Here is a 19,025-nt window from a genome sequence, read left to right on the forward strand (position 1 = left end):
ATGGTCAGCGCACGAACCTCAGCGTCACCAGTTGGAACGGCCGGAGGGACAGCTGTGCGGAATCAGGGCCGCCGGTCACGCCCGGCGCCTCGAGGGGCCGCTCCAGCAGATCGACGGTATGGACGTCCGTGACGTCGAAGGTGGCCGCCACAAGGCCCGCGGACCGCTCCCCCAACGATTCGTACAGGCGCACGATCACGTCGCCGGAGCCGTCCTCGGCGAGCTTGACGGCCTCGATGACGAGGGCCCGGTTGGACACGGTGAACAGCGGGTCCGCCCCGCGGGACCCCTTGAGCACCCTCGGGGCCAGGTTCGTGCGGTAGCCCTCTTCGACGGCGTCGGCGATGCTGGCACCCGGCCTGATGGTCACCACCAGCTCATGCCGCCCGCGGTCGGCGCGCGGATCCGGAAACTTCGGCGCCCGCAGGAGCGAGACCCTCACAGTGGTTGTGGTCCCGCCGTCCTCCGCCCGCACGTCACGGGTGACGTCGTGGCCGTAGCTGGAGGCGTTGGAAACGGCCACCCCGTAGCCGGGCTCGGCGACGTGGATCCAGCGGTGCGCGCAGATCTCGAACTTCGCCGCTTCCCAGGACGTGTTGAGGTGGGTAGGCCGGAAGACATGGCCGAACTGGGTCTCCGAGGCCGAGCGGTCCGCCCTGACGTCGAGCGCGAAGCCGAGCTTGAGCAGCTTCTCGCTTTCCTGCCAGTCCACCGCCGTCGAGATCCTGAGGGAATCGTCACCCGGCTCCAGCGCGATCCGCTGGGTGACCGCCGACGACCCTGCCATCCGTTCCACCAGCACGACGGCGTTGGGGCTTTCCCCTAGCGGGTCGCGCTCCAGCGCCACCGAGCGGGCTTCGGTCAGCCGTGCGACGTTCCTTCGGTAGAACGCGTCGATGTCCCAGGCATCCCATTCGTTGGGTGTGTCCCGGTGCAGCTCGAGGAGGTTTCCGGACTGCCCGGGCGCAATTGCCTCACGTCCGCTGGCGTAGTCCATGAGCGAGGCCAGCAGCCCGTCGGCGTCGACCACCGCACGGATGATGCCGTTGTCCAGGATGTAGCCGCCCGCGGATTCGGTGACGGACACCGCCTGTTCTGAGCGGGCGGCCGGGGCGGCGGCGAAGGCCGGCACACCCAAGCGCTCATGCGGAGCCGCGTTGAGGAGAAATTCGGTCCCGCCTTCTCCCAGCAGTGCCTTGGCGGCATCCGCGATGATTGCTTCGAGCCCCTGTTCGACGGCGGCGTAGTTGCGCTCGGCGTCCTGGTGCACCCAGGCAATCGAGCTGCCCGGAAGGATGTCGTGGAACTGCTGGAGCAGGACCAGGCGCCAGAGCCGCTTGAGCTCGGCCGCCGGGTAGCCGAAGCCGGTACGCACCGCCGCCGTGGCGCACCAGAGCTCGGCTTCCCGCAGGAGGTGCTCGCTGCGCCGGTTCCCCAACTTCGTCTGGGCCTGGCTCGTGTAGGTGCCGCGGTGCAGCTCAAGGTACATCTCCCCGACCCACACCGGCAGGTCTTCATATTCCGCCTGCGCGCGGGAGAAGAAGCTGCCGGAGGTCCCGATCCGCACCTTGGGCGAACCTTCCAGATCCGCTGTGCGCGTGGCCGAGGCGAGCATCTCCCGCGTGGGGCCACCGCCGCCGTCGCCGTAGCCGAACGGGACCAGGGACGTGGTTCCGCGGCCGTGGTCCCGGTAATTCCGCTCCGCATGGGCCAGATCCCTGGCGCTGAGGTCCGAGTTGTACGTGTCCACCGGGGGAAAGTGGGTGAACAGCCTGGTGCCGTCGATTCCTTCCCAGTTGAACGTGTGGTGGGGCATCCGGTTGACCTGGTTCCAGGAGATCTTCTGCGTCAGGAACCACCGGCTGCCGGCGGACTTGACGATCTGCGGCAACGCCGCGGAGTAGCCGAACGTGTCAGGAAGCCACGCTTCCTGGCATTCGACGCCGAACTCAGCCATAAAGAAGCTCTTGCCCTCCAGGAACTGCCGCGCCATGGCTTCACCGCCGGGCATGTTGGAGTCCGCCTCCACCCACATGCCGCCCACAGGGACGAACTGGCCGGTCTTGACCTTCTCACGGATGCGCCCGAACAGCTCCGGATAAAACTCCTTCATCCAGGCCAGCTGCTGGGCCGAGGAGCAGGAAAACACGAATCCGGGGTACTCGTCCATCAGGGCCACCACGTTGGAGAACGTGCGGGCGCACTTGCGCATGGTTTCCCGGATCGGCCACAGCCAGGCGGAGTCGATATGGGCATGCCCCGTGGCCACCAGCTCATGGGCCGAGGCGTAGGCCGGCCGCGCCAGGGCCTCCGCGAGGACTGCACGACCGGCGGCCGCCGTTCCCGGAACGTCGTCGGGGTCCATCACATCCAGCATCCGTTCCAGGGCGCGCAGGATATCGTGGCGGCGGGGCAACTCCATGGGCAGTTCGTGCATGAGCCCGCTGAGGGTCCCGATGTCCTGCTGCAGCTCCCAGACGGTCTGGTTGAGCTCGGCGACCACAATGCGGCCCAGCCGGTACTTGGGATCCCTGCCCGACGTCGCCTTGTCGCCATACGGTGTGGGGGCGAAGGTCCAGCCCTGGGAAAGATCCGGGTTCGCCGCGGCCTCGACATAGAAGTCAATGGCCATGCCGCTGCCCAGGAGCTTCAGCGGGATGTACTGGTTCCGCGGGGAGATGGCTTTGATGATCGTCCCGTCGGGGCGCCAGGCGATGCCCTCGCACTGGAAGCCCGGAAGGTCGCCGTTGAAGCCCAGGTCCACAATCATTTCAACCGAGGTGTCCGCCGCCGTGCCCCAGGAGTCCGGCACTTCGCCCTGCAGCCTCAGCCACTTGGTGCTCCATGGCCGCCCCCAGGCCGCGCCGTGTTCCTGGGGCGTGAACTCCTGCCGCAGGGCCTCCATTGCGGCGACCGGTTCGTCCGGAGCGTCCCAGCTGCTCAGCGTCAGGTCCATGCTACGCGGGTAGACCGCAGGAATGATGCGTTCGCGTACGAAGCGGTCCAGCCGGACTTCCGTGAGGCGGCGGTCGTCGTGCAATGTGATCCTCTTAGCGCTAGGGGGCGAAGCCGGGCTGCATCCAGTCGATGGACAAAACTTACTTCGCGCGGAGCGGTTTGGCCAACGGTGCCCGCTATCCGGCCACGGACACGGGACCCGCGACCCGCCCCTGGCCGGCATACACGTTCAGTGTTGTGCCCCGGCTGAATCCGGCGAGGGTCATCCCGCTGGCCTCGGCGAGCTCGACCGCCAGGCTGGAGGGTGCGCTGACAGCTGCCAGGACGGGGATTCCGGCCAACGATGCCTTCTGGACAAGCTCGAATGATGCCCTGCCCGATACTTGCAGCACGGTTCCGCTGAGCGGCAACAAGCCCTCGCGCAACGCCCACCCCACGACCTTGTCAACGGCGTTGTGGCGTCCGACGTCTTCGCGCAGACACAACAGCTCTGCGGAACCGTCGTCGGCAATCCGGAAGAGGCCCGCGGCGTGCACGCCGCCGGTAACGTCAAAGACGGCCTGGGCCTCCCGGAGCGCGTCCGGCAGGGCCGCCAGCGTCTCCACCGGCACGCTCAGCGGGTCCGCCCCCGGGCTGAAGTGGGAGGACTTGCGCACCGCTTCGATCGAATCCGTTCCGCAGATACCGCAGGAACTGGAGGTGAAGATGTTCCGCCCGGTCTCCGGCAGGACGACGTCGGGCCGGAGCTGGGCCTCCACGACGTTGAACGTCTGGACCCCGTCCTCGTCCTCGCCTGCACAAAACCGCAGGGAGACCAGCTGTTCCGGGCTCCAGATGACGCCCTCGGAGACCAGGAACCCGGCCACGAGGTCGAAGTCGTTGCCCGGCGTGCGCATCGTGACGGAAAACGAGAGGCTCCCCAGCCTGATTTCCAGCGGTTCCTCAACGGCCAGCACATCTTCCCGGTAGCGGACCGGAAATTCGAGGGCTTGCGGGGACCCGTCCAGGACGAATTTGTGCACTTTGCGGCGCTGCGTCACGCGACCCATATAAGACTCCTAAGCAACGTGGTGTGGGGGTTTTCGGCTGATTCCATCATTGCAACTGCCGGTCACGGAAGCCAGCGCGGCGCAGACCCGGGAGCTTTCACCCAAGAAGGGCGCTCCAGTCCACGGGCCCGCTGTTCGCTGAGGGCTTCCGGGCCGGCCTCTTGGTTGGCACCGCGGCCTTCGCGGCGGCCTGCGCGGGGTCCGGGATGGGTGCTCCCCACGGAAGCGCGAAGGCGGGAACCAGTGCCCCCAGCTGGACGCCGTGCGGCGGGACCACCAGTACGCCGTCGGCCGCGGCCAGTCCGCGCATCATTCCGGGACCGGCGTGCTGGGCCGGTGATGCCATGCCGTAGAGCAGACGGTAAGGCATCAGCCGGGTCCGTCCGGGATCGGGGTCAATCGTCGACCCGCACGGCACCTCCGCGACCGGCGGCAGGGTCCCGTGGCCCAATGCCGCGAGGAGCGGCGCCCCGATCGTGGACAGCGCCATCATGGCCGCCAGCGGGTTCCCCGGGAGGCCGAGGATGAAGCGGCCGTCGGGCAGCCCGGCCAGCACGGCGGGGTGGCCCGGGCGCATGGCGATGCCATCGATCAGCAGCCGTCCGCCGAGCTCGGCGACGGAGCGCCGGAGGTGGTCCGTACCTGAGCGACCGGTGCCGCCGGTCGTGATGACGACGTCGGCGGGCAGGTTTTCGACGGCGGCCCCAGCCGCCTGGCCGACGCCGGACCCCGGGACTGGAACAGCGGCCTGGGCCGCCGGTCCGGTGGGCTCAGTGTCCTCGAGCGCGGCGAGCCATTCGGCGTAGCTGTCGCCGATCTTCACCTCCTCGGCGCAGATCCCGCCGAGCATGTGCACCACGCCGGCCAGCTGGGGCCCGAAGGTGTCACGCACTTTCCCCGGCCCGGGAAGACCGGACGACACGACCTCGGAGCCGGTCAGCACGAGGCGGACGACGGCCTTGCCAAGCACCGGGAGGGCGTCGTGCCCGGCCAGTGCGGCCAGGGCCAGGTGGGCCGGGTTGAGTACGGTGCCGCTCCGGATCAGCACCTCGCCGGCGGTGGCCTCCTCGGCGGCCCTGCGGATGTGTTCGCCGTTTCGCGGTTCACCGGGCTTGGCGGTGCCGCTGGTCTTGAGGACAGGAAGCCCGTCCTCGTCCGTGGCGAGGGTCCCGCTCTCGCTGCGCAGCACGGCCTTCGCCCCCGCCGGGATGAGTCCGCCGGTGACGATCGGACTCGCCTGGTGCGGGGTGAGCCGCTGGTTCGGTTCAGCCAGGATCCACGGTCCGCTTCCGCTGACGGCCCAGCCGTCCATGGCTGAGGACGCATAGTGCGGTATGTCCTGCAGGGCTGTCACGTCCGCTGAAAGCGTCCGTCCCAGCGCGCTACGGAGCGGCACGGGGGCCGCGGGAATGGGGGTGGCGCAGTCGAAGGCGAGCTGCCGGGCCTCTTGCCAGGTGTGGGCGAGGTGACGGTGCGGCGTTGTGTCGGCGCCGTCCGCCGTCGGGTCCTTCTCCGGGTGCGTCCCGGCGTCGTGGGGATACCCGGGTCCGGAGCCGTCCGCGGAAGCGGGGTCGCCGCCGCGGGGAGGGGCAGGTGTCATGCCCCGGAAGCTTCGGCGTCCGCGTAGTCCTTGGCAAGCTGGCGGGCCACGCGCATGGCAGCCTGCATGGAGGTTGCGTCGGTGGCCTGGCCGGAACCGGATGCCAGTCCGGCGGCGAAGCCGGCGATGAACGTGGTCAGCGGGGCGGCCGGGCGCACTATGGAATGGGCGGCGACGCCGGCCAGGGACAGGACCTCGTTCACGTCAATCTCGACGTCCTCCAGTTCCAGGGCCTGCAGCAGCGCACGGCACCAGTCCTCCAGCGTTTCGTCCTGGCTCTTCACCGTTTGCCTCCAAAGTCGTGTTCAGTTGCGGCCCCCGGACCGGCCTCCTGGACATGGCCGGGAATGGGGCCGGATACCCCGAGCGCGGAGGCGTCGTCCCAAGTGTCCACATCGTCCGTGGAACCGGCCGGGACGCGAACTTCCCGCACCTCAAGACTAGCAAGAAGGCCGAAGACCGAGGCGTTTTCGAGGGCGCCCCGCCCGGCAGCGTCCGCGACGGATCGTTGTAGCGCAATTGTGCTATAGAGCCCGAGGAGGGGTTGCCTGCGTCCGTCGGCGGAGACCGCCATGACGCCCCCTGCCCCGGTCTCGCCGGCCACCCCGTGACCGGACGTGCCCAGCGGCCCGCTTCCTTCCAGCACGTCGAGGAGTGCACGAACGGCGGCTTCCGCGCCCGGCATGTCACACGCCAGGACCAGGGTCAGGGGTGCGGCACCGGTGGAGCCCGGGCGCATGGTCCTGTGCGCGGCCAGCGCGGAGAGCCCGGCGGCGATTGCGGCAGCCGGACCGGCGAAGGGAGGGTCCTCGCGGCAGTTCAAGACGCCGGCGGGCAAGGTTCCCGGGTCCGGCCCGACCACGACGACGTCCCCGGCGCCGTGCGCGGCCCGCAGCGAGAGCTCAAGGAGGGTGGCGCCCCCGTACTCCAGCCCGGATTTGGGCACGCCGCCGAGCCTGGCGGACCGCCCGCCGGCGAGAATGACAGCATCGAACTCCACGGCTTCAGCCTAGCGCGGCGCGGCAGCCGGCGCGGCCGGACCGCGGAGGAAGTCAGGCGGCGGATTCGGGCAGCAGGAACGGATCCCAGGCCGGCGTCGGCTTCTCGAGCTCTTTGATCTGCCAGATGGTGCCCCTGGGCGGGGCTGGGACGAAGCCGAGCTTCCAGCCCATTTCGGCCGGGGTGTGGTCACCTTTGGCGTTGTTGCACCGGAGGCAGGCAGCGACGAGGTTCTCCCAGGAATCGGCCCCGCCCCGGGACTTGGGCTGGACGTGATCGATCGTATGGGCCGCCTTGCCGCAGTACGCGCACCGGTGGCTGTCCCGGCGCAGCACCCCCCGGCGGCTGACCGCGGTCAGGGTGTTGTAGCGGGGCCTGATGTAGCGGTTCAGGAGGATCACGGACGGGCGGCCCAGGATGTCCTGCGGCCCGACGACGGGATCGTCGCCCTCGGCCACCACGCTGGCCTTTCCGGTGAGCACGAGGACAAGAGCCCGGCGGAAGGTCACTACCGCGAGCGGTTCATATCCAGCATTCAGAACGAGAGTGCGCATCCGCATACCTCTTCACGGCCGCACCCGCCAGGGGCACGAGGGCCGGCTGCCCTCTGCATGGTCGGGCTATGGATCGACAAGACAAGAGTAAACACCCAAGTGCCGTATCACCGAATTTTTTTCTCGCCCGCGGGTCCGTAGTACCGGACTGGTTCATGCCGGGGAAACGCAAAGGACCCCCGCCGCAAGGGCAGGGGTCCTTCAAACGATGGAGCTATTGACCTAGCCGCCGACGCGGATGAAGACCGGGCCGGAGCCGATGTTGACGCTGTAGAGGGCGGTGGTGCCGCCGTTCCAGCCGCCGTGGACGGCCATGCCGTTGCCGACGTAAACAGCGATGTGAGCCATGCCCACGCCACCGTTCTGGTAGTAAGCGAGGTCGCCCGGCTGAGCCTCGGCGGCGCTCACGGTGCGGCCCAGGGACAGGTAACCTGCCGGCCAGCCGTGGTAGTGGATGCCGGCTGCGGCCAAAGCGTTCGTGGCCAGCGCGGTGCAGTCCTGCGACACACCGATCTGGGCGTAGGCGGCGGCGGCGATGGTTGCGCCGAAGCCGCTGCCGATGGCTGCCGGTGCGCCGACGGATGCAGTGGCGCCGGCCTGGGTGCCCGCAGTCTTTGCCGCGGTGGCATCCTGGACCTTCACAACGGGCTTAGGGGCCTCGACCACGGGGGCGGGCGACGTGGACACAGTCGGCTTCTCGTAGGAGATCGCGATGGTCGAAGCAGCCGAAATAGTTGCCGGGGAAGCTGACTGGACTTCGAGGGCGGAAGCGGAGGTGGATTCGCGCTGAACGTTGGTCTCAGCAGCGTTGGCCGCGATACCGCTGGTCAGGACCAGGCCGGATGCTGCAGCGATGACTGCAGCCTGGCGGCCCATGCCGCCGGCGTTGTCGCCGACAGCCTTGGCAATGACAGCCAGCGAGTTGGTCTTGGTGACCTCGGCGCGGTGCCGTGCGATTGCACGAGTAGTCATTCAGTTCTCTCTTTCGTGATCCTTGGACCGCGCGTTTTAGGCGCGGACTGAGGACGCTCCGGCATCTTGGGGGTACGCCGGATCGCCCCGAATGGGTTAGTTAGCGAAGGGTGTACTGCGAAGACGCGCCAAAAGCGGGAACTGCGTGCAGGTGCTTGGCCTGCAGTCCGGACTCGGCAGCAATGAAGCGTGTGGAGTCGGATCCAATCCGGGCGCCGGCAAGGGCAGCACGGGACTTGGATTCCAGCGGGCTCGCTAGAGCCGCGCACGCGCGGTGACGCGCAGCATTGTGGCGTGAAGACACGAAAGTAGCCTCTCCCAATGCCTGCGAGGTGAGCTGTCGGATTCGGATGGGAGTCACCCGGCCGCTCCGCTTCCTTGGAAGCTTTGCGACTTAACCCCAAGGCCTTCTTGCGAAGACCAAAATTGGTTCCCCCGCCCCTGCCAGACGATGTAATGCGAACGGACCTTGAGCGGTGGCAGAGCTAGGCAATCCACTCAAGAGCGCCAACTTCGGAAAAGTTGGCGTACCTCATACGGTACAGCAGTTGGGATTCAATGTCACATTCAGATCACGGCGTGTCACAAGAATGCGAGAGTGACCCATCATCTTGGCTCAGAGCCAGCCGAGGGGGTCAACAACATCGCCGTTGACCATCACCTCGAAGTGGAGGTGGCAGCCGGTCGACGCGCCCGTGGTGCCGCTCATCGCGATGAGGTCGCCGCGCGAGACCTTCTGGCCGACGTGGACCGAGGAAGAGGACAGGTGGTTGTAGGTGGTCTCCAGGCCGTTGCCGTGGTCGATCACGATGCGGTTGCCCCCGCCATAGGGGTGCCATCCCGAAAAGGTCACCGTGCCGCTGGCTGCCGCGTGGACGGCTGTTCCGCACTGCGCGGCATAGTCCTGGCCGCGGTGGAACTCACCGGCACCGCCGGTGATCGGGCTGACACGGTAGCCGAAGGGCGAGGAAGCGATCATCACATCCAGCGGCGCACCGAGGGTGCCGGCCGACGCCGCACGGGTGATACTGCCGACGGACTGCGCGCTCAGCAGCTGCTTGAGCTTCCCGTCCGGGTCACCCTTGGTGGTGACGGCCGTGCGGCTGAAGTCGACCTTGGCGCCCGCTGCGGCAGTTACATCCGGCTGCGACGCGGCGGAAACGGATCCGGAAGGCCCGCCGTCCGTGGCCATGACCGGGCTGGTGACCGGGACGGTGACCGTGAGGACCAGGCCTGTGGCAGCCAACGCCATTCCGGCCTTCTGCCCGACGCCGCTGGCAGCGGCAAAGTCCGTAATCTGGCGGAACGGACTGCGGCGGCCCCGGCGTTCGACGCGGTGCGCGTCACGCGGGCGGTCGGCCAACGGCGCGAGAGCCTGACGCGGTACCGGAGCAGGACCGGCGGCGCGACGGCGACCTTTGGCGGTCTGGGTGGTCAAGGACGGTTCCTCTCTGGATGGCCTGCGGAGTTAGCTGTCGGATTCGGGTCAGAGAGATCAAAGACCCGGTCCGCCGTGGCAAGCTTCCAGACACAGAGGCACGTTGGAATCCCACTGTGGAGTGCGCTTGCCGCTGACGGACTTCACCCCAAGGCCGCTCTGAAGGCGGCCGCAAGTGGTTCCCCCGCCCCTGCCAGAAGGCGATTCTGCGACTGATCCGCTGGCAGGGCTCGGCTTCGGATCAGGTAACGCTTTGGTATCGGTACTGGAGACTAACTATAGGTGATTAAGCCGCCCGGTAATAAATCCGTAATCACCCTTGTGCACAACTCATAGGTCGCCCCACCACCCAGGCGTCAGCGCAGGTCAGCCGACCGTTACAAACACATGCGCCGCGACTTCGGGCGGCAGTTCGAGGGCGCCTTCGATATCCGGAACCCGGACCGAGATGTACTCGCCCACCCGCTCCAGCGAGAGGCGCGCCCCGGGGCGGATTCCGCCCTCGTCCAACTGGACGAGCAACTCCGGTTCCACCTGGATCGGCTCCGCCAGGCGGCTGACGATGATCCTCGAATCAGCGCCGTAACCGGCCATGGCGTCCAGCAGGTTCACCACGTCCGCGGCGAACTCGCTGGACGGGGTGCCGCCGAGGTCCGCGAGCCCGGGAATCGGGTTCCCGTACGGCGAAACGGTCGGGTGGTCGAGCATCTCGAAGATCCTGCGCTCCACGCGTTCGCTCATCACGTGTTCCCAGCGGCAGGCTTCCTCGTGGACGTACGCCCAGTCGAGGCCGATCACGTCAGCGAGCAGGCGTTCGGCCAGGCGGTGCTTCCGCATGACTCCGACGGCGCGTTTCCGGCCGGTTTCCGTCAGCTCAAGGTGGCGGTCGCCCGAAACAATCACGAGGCCGTCACGCTCCATCCGGCCAATGGTCTGGGACACAGTGGGGCCGGAGTGACGCAGTCTTTCGGCAATGCGGGCGCGGAGGGCGACGATGTTTTCTTCTTCAAGTTCCAGAATGGTCCGAAGATACATCTCCGTCGTATCAATCAGATCCGTCATTCAGCTCAGCTCCTCGAGCGCCGTCCTTGCATCATTCCCACCGTACCGCGCGCAGGTTGCGCCCTGGCGGGATCCGCCGTACGTTCGCAGCACAGCTTAGCCTATTTTGAATTACTCCGGATAATCTTCGGGCGTACGCGCGGTCGTCTCAATGACCGGACTGTGACGGCCTTTTTCCGCGTCCACCGGGGCAGTCAGGCAGAATGAAACGGAGTCTTCGTTGCAGCCACCCCTGCCGGACCATCTCCCAAGCCACGCTAAGCATCAGCCGAAAATTGGAGCCCCTGTGAGCGACACCAGCATCACGATCCCCGCAAACCTCCTCCCCAAGGACGGACGGTTCGGCGCCGGCCCGTCCAAGGTCCGTCCGGAACAGATGGAGGCCTTGGCAGCGGCGTCGGCGACACTGCTGGGAACTTCCCACCGCCAGGCGCCCGTCAAGAACCTTGTCGGCTCGGTCCGGACGGGGCTCGGTGAATTCTTCCGCGCTCCGGAGGGCTACGAGGTCATCCTCGGTGTCGGCGGCTCCACGGCGTTCTGGGATATCGCCAGCTTCGGCCTGGTCGAGAACAAGGCACAGCACTTGTCCTTTGGAGAATTCGGCTCGAAGTTCGCTGCCGCCACCAACAAGGCGCCCTTCCTCGCGGAGTCGTCCATCATCAAGTCCGAGCCCGGCACCCGCCCGTCCGCCCAGGCAGAGTCCGGCGTCGACGTTTATGCGTGGCCGCAGAACGAAACTTCGACCGGCGTTGCCGCTCCGGTCAAGCGCGTGGCCGGCGCCGACCGGGGTTCCCTCGTGCTCGTGGACGCGACATCGGCGGCGGGTGGCCTGGACGTGGACGTGGCCGAAGCGGACGTGTACTACTTTGCCCCGCAAAAGAACTTCGCGTCCGACGGCGGCCTGTGGCTGGGTCTGTTTTCCCCGGCGGCCCTGGAACGGGCAGCCCGGATCAAGGCCAGCGACCGCTGGATTCCCGATTTCCTGGACCTCCAGACGGCCATCGACAATTCGCGGCTGAACCAGACGTACAACACGCCGGCACTGGCCACGCTGGTCACCCTGGATGCCCAGGTGCGGTGGCTCAACGCCAATGGCGGGCTGGACTTTGCCGCGGCCCGGACCGCGGACTCCGCCGGGCGGATCTACCGCTGGGCCGAGGCCTCCGACTACGCCACGCCGTTCGTGGCCCGGGCTGAGGACCGCTCGAATGTTATCGCCACGATCGATTTCGACGAATCGGTCGACGCCGCCGCCATCGCCAAGGTGCTCCGCGCCAACGGCGTCGTGGACACGGAGCCGTACCGCAAGCTGGGCCGCAACCAGTTGCGGATCGCAACCTTCGTGGCGATCGAGCCGGACGATGTTTCGGCGCTGCTGGAGTGCATCGACTTCGTCGTGGGCGAGCTCAAGAAATAGCGCCACACCGCGGCGAGCCCAGGGCGGGGAACGCCGCCGGCCGCGCAGGGTTCAGTGTTCGACGGCGTCGTCCGGGTTTGTTTCCCGGGCGGCGCCGCTCGCGTTTGCGCCGGAGCCCGATTCGAGGCGGAAGTGCCGCAGCCCGCGGGCACGCCGGTCAAAGCGGATCCGCAGCTGCTTCGCCCGGACAATCCACAGGACCCCGATCAGTGCCGCGATCAGGCCGGAGCCGGCCGCCACGCTCATCGACCAGCGCGGACCGGCAACGTTGGCCACCCAGCCCACGAACGGCGCGCCGATGGGGGTGCCGCCCATGAAGATCGCCATGTACAGGGCCATGACGCGGCCGCGCATTACCGGATCCGTCGTGGTCTGGACATAGCCGTTCGCGCTGGTCATCATGGTGATCGCGAAGAGGCCCACGGGCACCAGCGCGACTCCGAACCAGAAGTAGTCCGGCGCCAGGGCCGCTATCCCGCATGCAACGCCGAACGCTCCGGCGGCGCCGAAGATGATCCGCAGCCTGGGCTTGCTGCGCCCTGCTGACAACAACGCCCCGGCGACCGAGCCGATTGCCATGATCGAGTTCATCAGGCCGAAGGCACCAGCGTCCAGGCCGAACTCGGTCCCTACCATGGCGGCGATGAACAGGGCGAAGTTCAGTCCAAGGGTTCCGACGATGAAGATTGCCACGAGCACCACGACTATGTCCGGCCGGAACCGGACGTACCGCAGACCTTCCCGGATCCGGCCCTTGCCCGTCCCCGCCCGCGGCAGCTGACGAAGTGACATCGCCGGAATCTTCCACAGGCTCAAGAGCAGGGCGAGAAATGTGAGCGTGTTGATCAGGAACACCCAGCCGGGGCCGACGACCACCGTGAGCACGCCGGCCACGGCCGGTCCGATCATCCGGGCCACATTGAACGAGGCACTGTTCAGGGCCACCGCGTTGGGAAGATAGTCGTCCCGGACCAGTTCGGAGACGAAGGTCTGCCGCACGGGCGCGTCCAGCGCGGAGACGACGCCGAGCAGCAGCGCGAACGCGTACACGTGCCAGAGCTGCGCGGCGCCGGAGACCACGAGGACCCCGAGCCCTGCGCTCAGCAGCGCCATCGCGGACTGGGTCAGGACAAGGAGCTGTTTGCGGTTGAACCGGTCGGCGACCAGGCCGGCAACCGGGGCAAGGAACAGCTGGGGACCGAGCTGGAGCGCCATCGTGATGCCCATGGCACCGGCGTCGTGATCGGTGAGGTGGGCAAACACGAGCCAGTCCTGGGCGGTGCGCTGCATCCAGGTCCCGATATTGGAAATGATCGCACCGATAAACCAGATCCGGTAGTTAAGGATCTGCAGCGACTTGAACGTGGACATCATGTCCGGCCCTCCCCGTGCACTCCCCCGGACGCTTCCAACCGCTAGTCAGCCTCGACTGCGGAATCGTCCTGCTCGTCGTCGGATTCTTCGGGCTCGTCGTCGGACATGTCCGAGGGCTGCTCCGCCGGCTGGGCCTGAGCGTCCGTGGTGTCCTCGTCGCCCTGGGCGTCCTCCGGGCGCACGCGCTCTGCCCACGGGATCCAGGCCGGCGCCAGTACGGAATTCTCCGAGGGCAGCAGGCCGAGCTCGTCGACCGTGACCACCTTGGAGCGCGAGTTGCGGGTCAGCACGGCATACCACTGCCAGCCCAGGTAGCCGGGCAGCTTGGAGTCGAACAGGTGCGTCACAACGCGGTCGCCCTCTGACTTGGCACCCAGGTGCTCGCCGATCTGCCACGCCGGGGCGATACCCTCCAGCGCGGTCCGGGCAACGTCGACGGCGGCGGCCAGGAAAGCGTCGGGCTTACCGATGCGCCAAACGGGAACGCCGGTGCGCGGACGGGTGCCGTCTTTGGATTCGGCTTCGCCGCGTGCCTTGCGCACCCTCTGATCAGGTTCCGGAGTCATCAAAAGCCTTATACGTCCAACTCGTCGGCAACCTTACGCAGCGCAACGGCAATCGCCTTGCCCTTGTTGCCTTCCGGGTACTTGCCCGCGGAGAGAGTTCCGGACAGGTTGTCCAGCACGGTCACGAGGTCCTGGACCAGCGGGGCAAGATCCTTGGCGCTGGGCCGCTTTGCCTTGGCGATGGAGGGCGTCTTGTCCAGCACGCGCAGGCCCAGGGCCTGGGCGCCCTTGCGGCCGTCGGCGACACCGAATTCAACGCGGGTGCCGGCCTTCAGCTCCGTGACGCCTTCGGGCAGGGCCGACTTGGGCAGGAACACTTCCTGGCCGTCCTCCCCCGCGAGGAATCCGAAGCCCTTTTCCTTGTCATACCACTTGACCTTGCCGGTAGGCACGTAATCAACCTTCTTCGTTCTGCTGGGTACACGGCCGGCGGTCACCGCATCCGCATGGATATGCGGGTTCAGGGTATGACTGCCTGGAGACCGTGTTGGTCTGTATCTCCAAGGTTATCCTGCCTGACCCACTTTGACGGTGTGAGGCGCGGGCGAGGCCGGACTGTTAGCGTTGCCCTCATGACTCGACAGCGCTATCGGCGGCCCCTCCTGATCCTCGCGGCCGCCGTTGCCGTGCTCTCCCTCGCGGCTGTCGGCGCGGTCATCGCCGCAGCCTCGAACCACGTGGTGACCCCGGTCTGGATCACCTCCGCCGCCCTCTACGGGCTGCCGGTCGCGTTCTTGCTCATGCTGGCGCTGGTGGTGGACGGAGCCGCAGCCCGTCGCCGCCCGCCCGAGCGGCGCGAAAGGTAACGTTGGACTGATGTCCCAGATCCGCGCGCTCAGCAAGGAACTTCAGGCACGCAGCGACGAGTCGTTGCGGGCCCTGTTCTCCGCGCGGCCGGACCTGATTTCCCCCGGGGTTCCGGACTTTGCTGCCCTCGCCGCCCGCGCCAGCGGCCGGGTCAGCGTGCAGCGCGCCCTCGAGCGGCTCAACCGCCCCGAGATGCAGGTACTGGAAACACTCCATCTGTGCACCAACGGGGACACCGGCCACAGCGCGTCCGCGGCAATGCTGAAGAAAGCCATCAATGGCTCCACGGTCGCGGCAATCGAGCGGCTCCTGCATTCACTGCAGGAACTTGCACTCGTCCACCGGGCAGACCCCCCGCACGGCGTCGCCCCGGCGGCAGCGAAGCAGCGCTACTACCTCCCGATCGGCAGCCTCAAGGACGTCATTGGCATCTACCCTGCAGGACTGGGTCGCAGCTACACCGAACTCGTGCGGCTCCAGCCGGCCTTCGCCCAGCGCGTCGTGCAGCTCGTGGGAGAACTCGCCCGCAGCGGGGCGGCCATCTCCCCAGCCACGACGCCGATGGAGGCGGCCTTGTCCCTGCAGCACTGGACGGCGACCCCGGAAGCGCTCCAGAAGATCCTCGCCACAGCCCCGGAACGCACGACGGCCCTCCTGGCCCGGTTCGGGAACTGGGCCATGGGTGCCGTTCCCCAGGCGCAACGCCGCGCCTCCGTGCTTCACGAAAGTGACGACGTCGGCCCCGTGGACTGGCTGCTGGCCAGGGGCCTGCTGGTGCCCCTGGACGCCGCCCACGTTGAACTGCCGCACAGCGTCGGCATTTCGCTGCGCGGCGGGCACGTCATTGAGAACTTCGCACTGACTCCCCCCGTGCCCCGGCTCGGCCAGACCAGCGCGGCGCTGCGGCGCAACGCGGCCCTCGGCGCGATCGCCGAAACCTTGCGGCTCGTAGGCGAACTCCTCTACATCGTGCGTGATCAGCCGCTTGTGACCCTCCGCAGCGGCGGGGTCGGTGTCCGCGAGATGAAACGCCTGGCCGACTCCCTGCGGATCGAACTGCATGAGGCCGGGGTGCTCACGGAGCTGTGCGCCCTTGCCGGGCTCCTGCGCCTGGACGTGGACAGCTCGGCCTGGGTCCAGCCCCCGCAGCTTGAGTGGCTGACCCTTCCGCGGCAGGAACAATGGCTCTGGCTGGTCCACGCCTGGCTGGCCAGTGAACGCGCGCCTTCCCTCGTCGGCCAGCCCGCCGGCGGCGCCGCGTCCGGACCGGCCGGGCACCGGGGCGCAGCCGGCACCACGATCAATGCGCTCTCCGCGGAGGCCCAGCGGCCGGATGCGCCGGTGGTCCGGAAGCGGATCCTGGAAATCCTGAATGAACTCACGCTGGAGGCCGCTGCGCCGGACGGGCAGGCTCCGGTGCTCGATGCCGCCGCCGTGCTGGAGCGCGCGGACTGGGCGCAGCCCCGCATGGCCCGGCGCTTCAGCTCGCTGGTCCGGGGCGTCCTGGCCGAGGCGGAAATGCTGGGCCTCTTCGGCTCGGGGGCCCTCAGCCAGCTCGGTGCGGCGATAGCAGCCGAACAGCCGGACGACGCCCTGGGAATCCTCGGCGAACACCTCCCGGCGGCGCTGAACCACGTCCTGCTGCAGGCAGACCTGACCGCGGTGGCGCCGGGCTATCTCGCACCGGAACTGAGCGAGAGACTCCTCACCATGGCCACCGCCGAAGGCCAGGGGCCGGCCACCATCTACCGGTTCTCCGTGGCGTCAGTCCGCAGGGCCCTCGATGCAGGCCAGGACGCCCAGGCAATCCTGGACTTCCTGGGCCAGCATTCGGCCACGGCCATCCCGCAGCCGCTCAAGTACCTCATCGAAGACACCTCAGCGCGGCATTCCCGGCTCCGTGTCGGAGCCGCCGGCAGCTTCATCCAAAGCGAGGACGAAGCCGCGCTGCTCGAACTGCTCAACGCCCCCGCCGCTGCCGGCCTGGGACTGGCGCGCATTGCCCCCACGGTGCTCATCTCGCACACCGCGCCCCGGGACGCCGCGCAGGTGCTCCGCGCACTGGGGTTGTCGCCCGTGGTCCAGGAGTCCGAATCCGCCGTCGTGCGGCTGCGCCGCAGCACCGCCGTGCCCGGCAGCGGGCGTCCGGTCTATACGGCACCGCGCACCGCCCCGCCGGAAGCCGACGTCGCCGCCCAGCTCGCGGTGCTCCGAAGCGGCCGGGTCCACGCTGCTGGCTCCCCCGATGGCCACTTTCCGGCCGCGGCTCCGGGCAGCGAGGAGGCCACCCAGCTCGGCCTGGAAACGTTGCAGAAGGCGATCCGGCTCAAACAGCGCGTCGTCATGAACGTCGTCGACAGCATGGGGAATGCCAGCCGCGAGACGGTCGTTCCGGTAGCAGTGAACGGCGGGCGCGTGCGGGTCTTCGACCCGGACAAGGAAACCGAGCGGGTCCTGTCCATCCACCGCATTATTGACGTAGAAACCACAGAGGAAATGCTCCAGTGAATGACGGGCCCCTGATCGTCCAGAGTGATAAGACCATCCTGCTCGAAGTCGACCATGAGCTGGCCACCGAAGCCCGCCATGCCATCGCGGCCTTTGCCGAACTGGAACGCGCCCCGGAGCATGTGCACAGCTACCGGCTGACGCCGCTGGGCCTGTGGAACGCCCGGGCCGCCGGGCTGGACGCCGAAAAGGTGCTCGACACCCTGCTCAAGTACTCCCGCTTCCCGGTGCCGCATTCGCTGCTGATCGACGTCGAAGAGACGATGTCCCGGTACGGCCGCCTGCGGCTCGAAAAAGACCCCCAGCACGGGCTGGTGATGCGCACGTCAGACTATCCGGTGCTCGAAGAGGTGAGCCGGGCCAAGAAGATCGAACCCCTGCTGGGACCGCGGATCGACGCCGAGACAGTGGTGGTGCACTCCTCCCAGCGCGGGCAGCTCAAGCAGTTGCTGCTCAAGATCGGCTGGCCGGCGGAAGACCTCGCCGGCTACGTGGACGGCACGCCCCACCCCATCATGCTCAACGAGACCGGGTGGAAGCTGCGTCCGTACCAGCAACTGGCCGCGGAAAACTTCTGGGCCGGCGGCAGCGGCGTCGTCGTGCTTCCCTGCGGTGCGGGCAAGACCCTCGTGGGCGCCGCGGCCATGGCCACGAGCTCCACGACCACCCTGATCCTGGTGACGAACACGGTGTCCGCCCGGCAGTGGAAGGACGAGCTGCTCAAACGGACGTCCCTGACCGAGGAGGAGATCGGCGAATACTCCGGCTCCGTCAAGGAAGTCCGTCCCGTCACGATCGCGACCTACCAGGTCCTCACCACCAAGCGCGGCGGGCTCTACCCCCACCTGGAGCTCGTGGACGGCAACGACTGGGGACTCATCATTTACGACGAGGTCCATCTGCTGCCCGCCCCGATCTTCCGGATGACCGCCGACCTGCAGGCCCGGCGCCGGCTGGGGCTCACCGCCACCCTGATCCGGGAAGACGGCCGGGAGGGCGAGGTCTTCAGCCTGATCGGCCCGAAACGCTATGACGCTCCGTGGAAGGACATTGAGGCCCAAGGCTACATTGCCCCGGCCGACTGCGTGGAGGTCCGGGTGGACCTCCCCCGCGACGAACGGGTGGCGTATGCGATGGCCGAGGACGCGGACAAGTACCGCTTGTGCGCCACCTCGGAGACTAAAACCCGCGTCGTGGAACAGCTCGTGGCAGAGCACGCCGGCGAACAACTTCTCGTGATCGGGCAGTACATCGACCAGCTGGACGAGATCGGCGAGCGCCTGCAGGCGCCGGTGATCAAGGGTGAGACGTCGGTCAAGGAACGCCAGCGGCTGTTCGAAGCCTTCCGCGCCGGGGCGGAACAGATCCTCGTGGTGTCCAAGGTCGCCAACTTCTCCATCGACCTGCCCGAAGCCTCGGTCGCGATCCAGGTCTCCGGCTCCTTCGGCTCCCGCCAGGAGGAGGCCCAGCGCCTGGGCCGGTTGCTGCGCCCGAAGAAGGACGGCCGCGCCGCCCGCTTCTATTCGCTCGTGGCCCGGGACACCCTGGACCAGGACTTCGCCGCGAAGCGGCAGCGCTTCCTCGCCGAACAGGGCTATGCGTACCGGATCATGGACGCCAAGGATGTGGGCACGGCCCGCTGACGGCCCCAGCCGGCACGGGCGAAGGATCCACCCAACACACATCTGCCACCCAGAAAACTCACAGAGTCTGGGAGCATT

General features: G+C 67.8%; 16 protein-coding genes and 2 riboswitches. Of the genes, 4 read left to right on the forward strand and 12 right to left on the reverse strand.

Going from position 1 to position 19,025, the window contains the following annotated elements:
- Positions 1-4: 4 nt before the first annotated feature.
- The 9 genes from AC1DES_RS05585 to AC1DES_RS05625 form a co-directional block, all read right to left on the reverse strand.
- Positions 5-3,040, reverse strand: coding sequence for an alpha-mannosidase (locus AC1DES_RS05585; RefSeq protein ID WP_476894694.1), 3,036 nt, complete (start codon positions 3,038-3,040; stop codon positions 5-7).
- Between the two features lie 94 nt (positions 3,041-3,134).
- Positions 3,135-4,007, reverse strand: a complete 873-nt coding sequence (gene fdhD, locus AC1DES_RS05590) for a formate dehydrogenase accessory sulfurtransferase FdhD (protein ID WP_476894695.1) — start codon at positions 4,005-4,007, stop codon at positions 3,135-3,137.
- 97 nt (positions 4,008-4,104) lie between these two features.
- Positions 4,105-5,607, reverse strand: coding sequence for a molybdopterin molybdotransferase MoeA (locus AC1DES_RS05595; RefSeq protein WP_476894696.1), 1,503 nt, complete (start codon positions 5,605-5,607; stop codon positions 4,105-4,107).
- Positions 5,604-5,891, reverse strand: a complete 288-nt coding sequence (locus AC1DES_RS05600) for a DUF6457 domain-containing protein (RefSeq protein WP_476894697.1) — start codon at positions 5,889-5,891, stop codon at positions 5,604-5,606. The genes AC1DES_RS05595 and AC1DES_RS05600 overlap by 4 nt, the downstream gene beginning before the upstream one ends.
- Complete coding sequence (mobA, locus tag AC1DES_RS05605) at positions 5,888-6,607, reverse strand: molybdenum cofactor guanylyltransferase (protein WP_476894698.1); 720 nt, start codon at positions 6,605-6,607, stop codon at positions 5,888-5,890. Before mobA ends, AC1DES_RS05600 begins: the two co-directional genes overlap by 4 nt.
- A gap of 52 nt (positions 6,608-6,659) precedes the next feature.
- The gene (locus AC1DES_RS05610) at positions 6,660-7,160 is read right to left on the reverse strand and encodes an HNH endonuclease (RefSeq protein WP_476894699.1); all 501 of its coding nucleotides are present in this window, start codon (positions 7,158-7,160) and stop codon (positions 6,660-6,662) included.
- A 222-nt stretch (positions 7,161-7,382) separates the two neighbouring features.
- Entirely contained in the window at positions 7,383-8,132 is a 750-nt protein-coding gene (locus AC1DES_RS05615) for an NlpC/P60 family protein (protein WP_476894700.1), read from the reverse strand.
- Positions 8,133-8,440: 308 nt separating this feature from the next.
- Positions 8,441-8,610: riboswitch (cyclic di-AMP (ydaO/yuaA leader) on the reverse strand.
- Positions 8,611-8,748: 138 nt separating this feature from the next.
- Positions 8,749-9,570, reverse strand: coding sequence for a M23 family metallopeptidase (locus AC1DES_RS05620; protein ID WP_476894701.1), 822 nt, complete (start codon positions 9,568-9,570; stop codon positions 8,749-8,751).
- Positions 9,571-9,574: 4 nt separating this feature from the next.
- Positions 9,575-9,783, reverse strand: a riboswitch (cyclic di-AMP (ydaO/yuaA leader).
- A gap of 153 nt (positions 9,784-9,936) precedes the next feature.
- Entirely contained in the window at positions 9,937-10,632 is a 696-nt protein-coding gene (locus AC1DES_RS05625; protein WP_476894702.1) for an iron-dependent transcriptional repressor DtxR, read from the reverse strand.
- 286 nt (positions 10,633-10,918) lie between these two features.
- Here AC1DES_RS05625 and serC point away from each other — a divergent pair, with 286 nt between their 5' ends.
- Positions 10,919-12,049, forward strand: coding sequence for a phosphoserine transaminase (serC, locus tag AC1DES_RS05630; RefSeq protein ID WP_476894703.1), 1,131 nt, complete (start codon positions 10,919-10,921; stop codon positions 12,047-12,049).
- Positions 12,050-12,100: 51 nt separating this feature from the next.
- On the opposite strand, the gene AC1DES_RS05635 is transcribed toward serC, so the two are convergent.
- The 3 genes from AC1DES_RS05635 to AC1DES_RS05645 are packed head-to-tail and all read right to left on the reverse strand — an operon-like array spanning position 12,101 to position 14,381.
- Entirely contained in the window at positions 12,101-13,420 is a 1,320-nt protein-coding gene (locus tag AC1DES_RS05635) for an MFS transporter (RefSeq protein ID WP_476894789.1), read from the reverse strand.
- Between the two features lie 44 nt (positions 13,421-13,464).
- Positions 13,465-13,989 (reverse strand): DUF3027 domain-containing protein, encoded by a 525-nt coding sequence (locus tag AC1DES_RS05640; protein ID WP_476894704.1) that lies wholly within the window; start codon positions 13,987-13,989, stop codon positions 13,465-13,467.
- An 8-nt stretch (positions 13,990-13,997) separates the two neighbouring features.
- Positions 13,998-14,381, reverse strand: coding sequence for a cold-shock protein (locus tag AC1DES_RS05645; RefSeq protein ID WP_476894705.1), 384 nt, complete (start codon positions 14,379-14,381; stop codon positions 13,998-14,000).
- 180 nt (positions 14,382-14,561) lie between these two features.
- On the opposite strand from AC1DES_RS05645, the gene AC1DES_RS05650 reads away from it, so the two are divergent.
- From AC1DES_RS05650 to AC1DES_RS05660, 3 genes are read left to right on the forward strand one after another with little or no spacing between them, the layout of a single operon-like run.
- On the forward strand, positions 14,562-14,795 hold the full coding sequence (locus tag AC1DES_RS05650) for a hypothetical protein (protein ID WP_476894706.1): 234 nt from the start codon (positions 14,562-14,564) through the stop codon (positions 14,793-14,795).
- 10 nt (positions 14,796-14,805) lie between these two features.
- Positions 14,806-17,304 (forward strand): helicase-associated domain-containing protein, encoded by a 2,499-nt coding sequence (locus AC1DES_RS05655; protein WP_476894707.1) that lies wholly within the window; start codon positions 14,806-14,808, stop codon positions 17,302-17,304.
- Entirely contained in the window at positions 17,301-18,947 is a 1,647-nt protein-coding gene (locus AC1DES_RS05660; protein WP_476894708.1) for a DNA repair helicase XPB, read from the forward strand. Before AC1DES_RS05655 ends, AC1DES_RS05660 begins: the two co-directional genes overlap by 4 nt.
- Positions 18,948-19,025 lie beyond the last annotated feature (78 nt).

This window comes from Arthrobacter sp. 05T442 (assembly GCF_056395945.1).

Bases quoted from the DNA above. Each gene is read 5' to 3' on its own strand.
- AC1DES_RS05615 (WP_476894700.1), bottom strand. From the start codon at position 8,132: ATGACTACTCGTGCAATCGCACGGCACCGCGCCGAGGTCACCAAGACC.
- AC1DES_RS05625 (WP_476894702.1), bottom strand. From the start codon at position 10,632: ATGACGGATCTGATTGATACGACGGAGATGTATCTTCGGACCATTCTG.
- AC1DES_RS05635 (WP_476894789.1), bottom strand. From the start codon at position 13,420: ATGTCCACGTTCAAGTCGCTGCAGATCCTTAACTACCGGATCTGGTTT.
- fdhD (WP_476894695.1), bottom strand. From the start codon at position 4,007: ATGGGTCGCGTGACGCAGCGCCGCAAAGTGCACAAATTCGTCCTGGAC.
- AC1DES_RS05610 (WP_476894699.1), bottom strand. From the start codon at position 7,160: ATGCGCACTCTCGTTCTGAATGCTGGATATGAACCGCTCGCGGTAGTG.
- AC1DES_RS05595 (WP_476894696.1), bottom strand. From the start codon at position 5,607: ATGACACCTGCCCCTCCCCGCGGCGGCGACCCCGCTTCCGCGGACGGC.
- AC1DES_RS05655 (WP_476894707.1), top strand. From the start codon at position 14,806: ATGTCCCAGATCCGCGCGCTCAGCAAGGAACTTCAGGCACGCAGCGAC.
- AC1DES_RS05640 (WP_476894704.1), bottom strand. From the start codon at position 13,989: ATGACTCCGGAACCTGATCAGAGGGTGCGCAAGGCACGCGGCGAAGCC.
- AC1DES_RS05650 (WP_476894706.1), top strand. From the start codon at position 14,562: ATGACTCGACAGCGCTATCGGCGGCCCCTCCTGATCCTCGCGGCCGCC.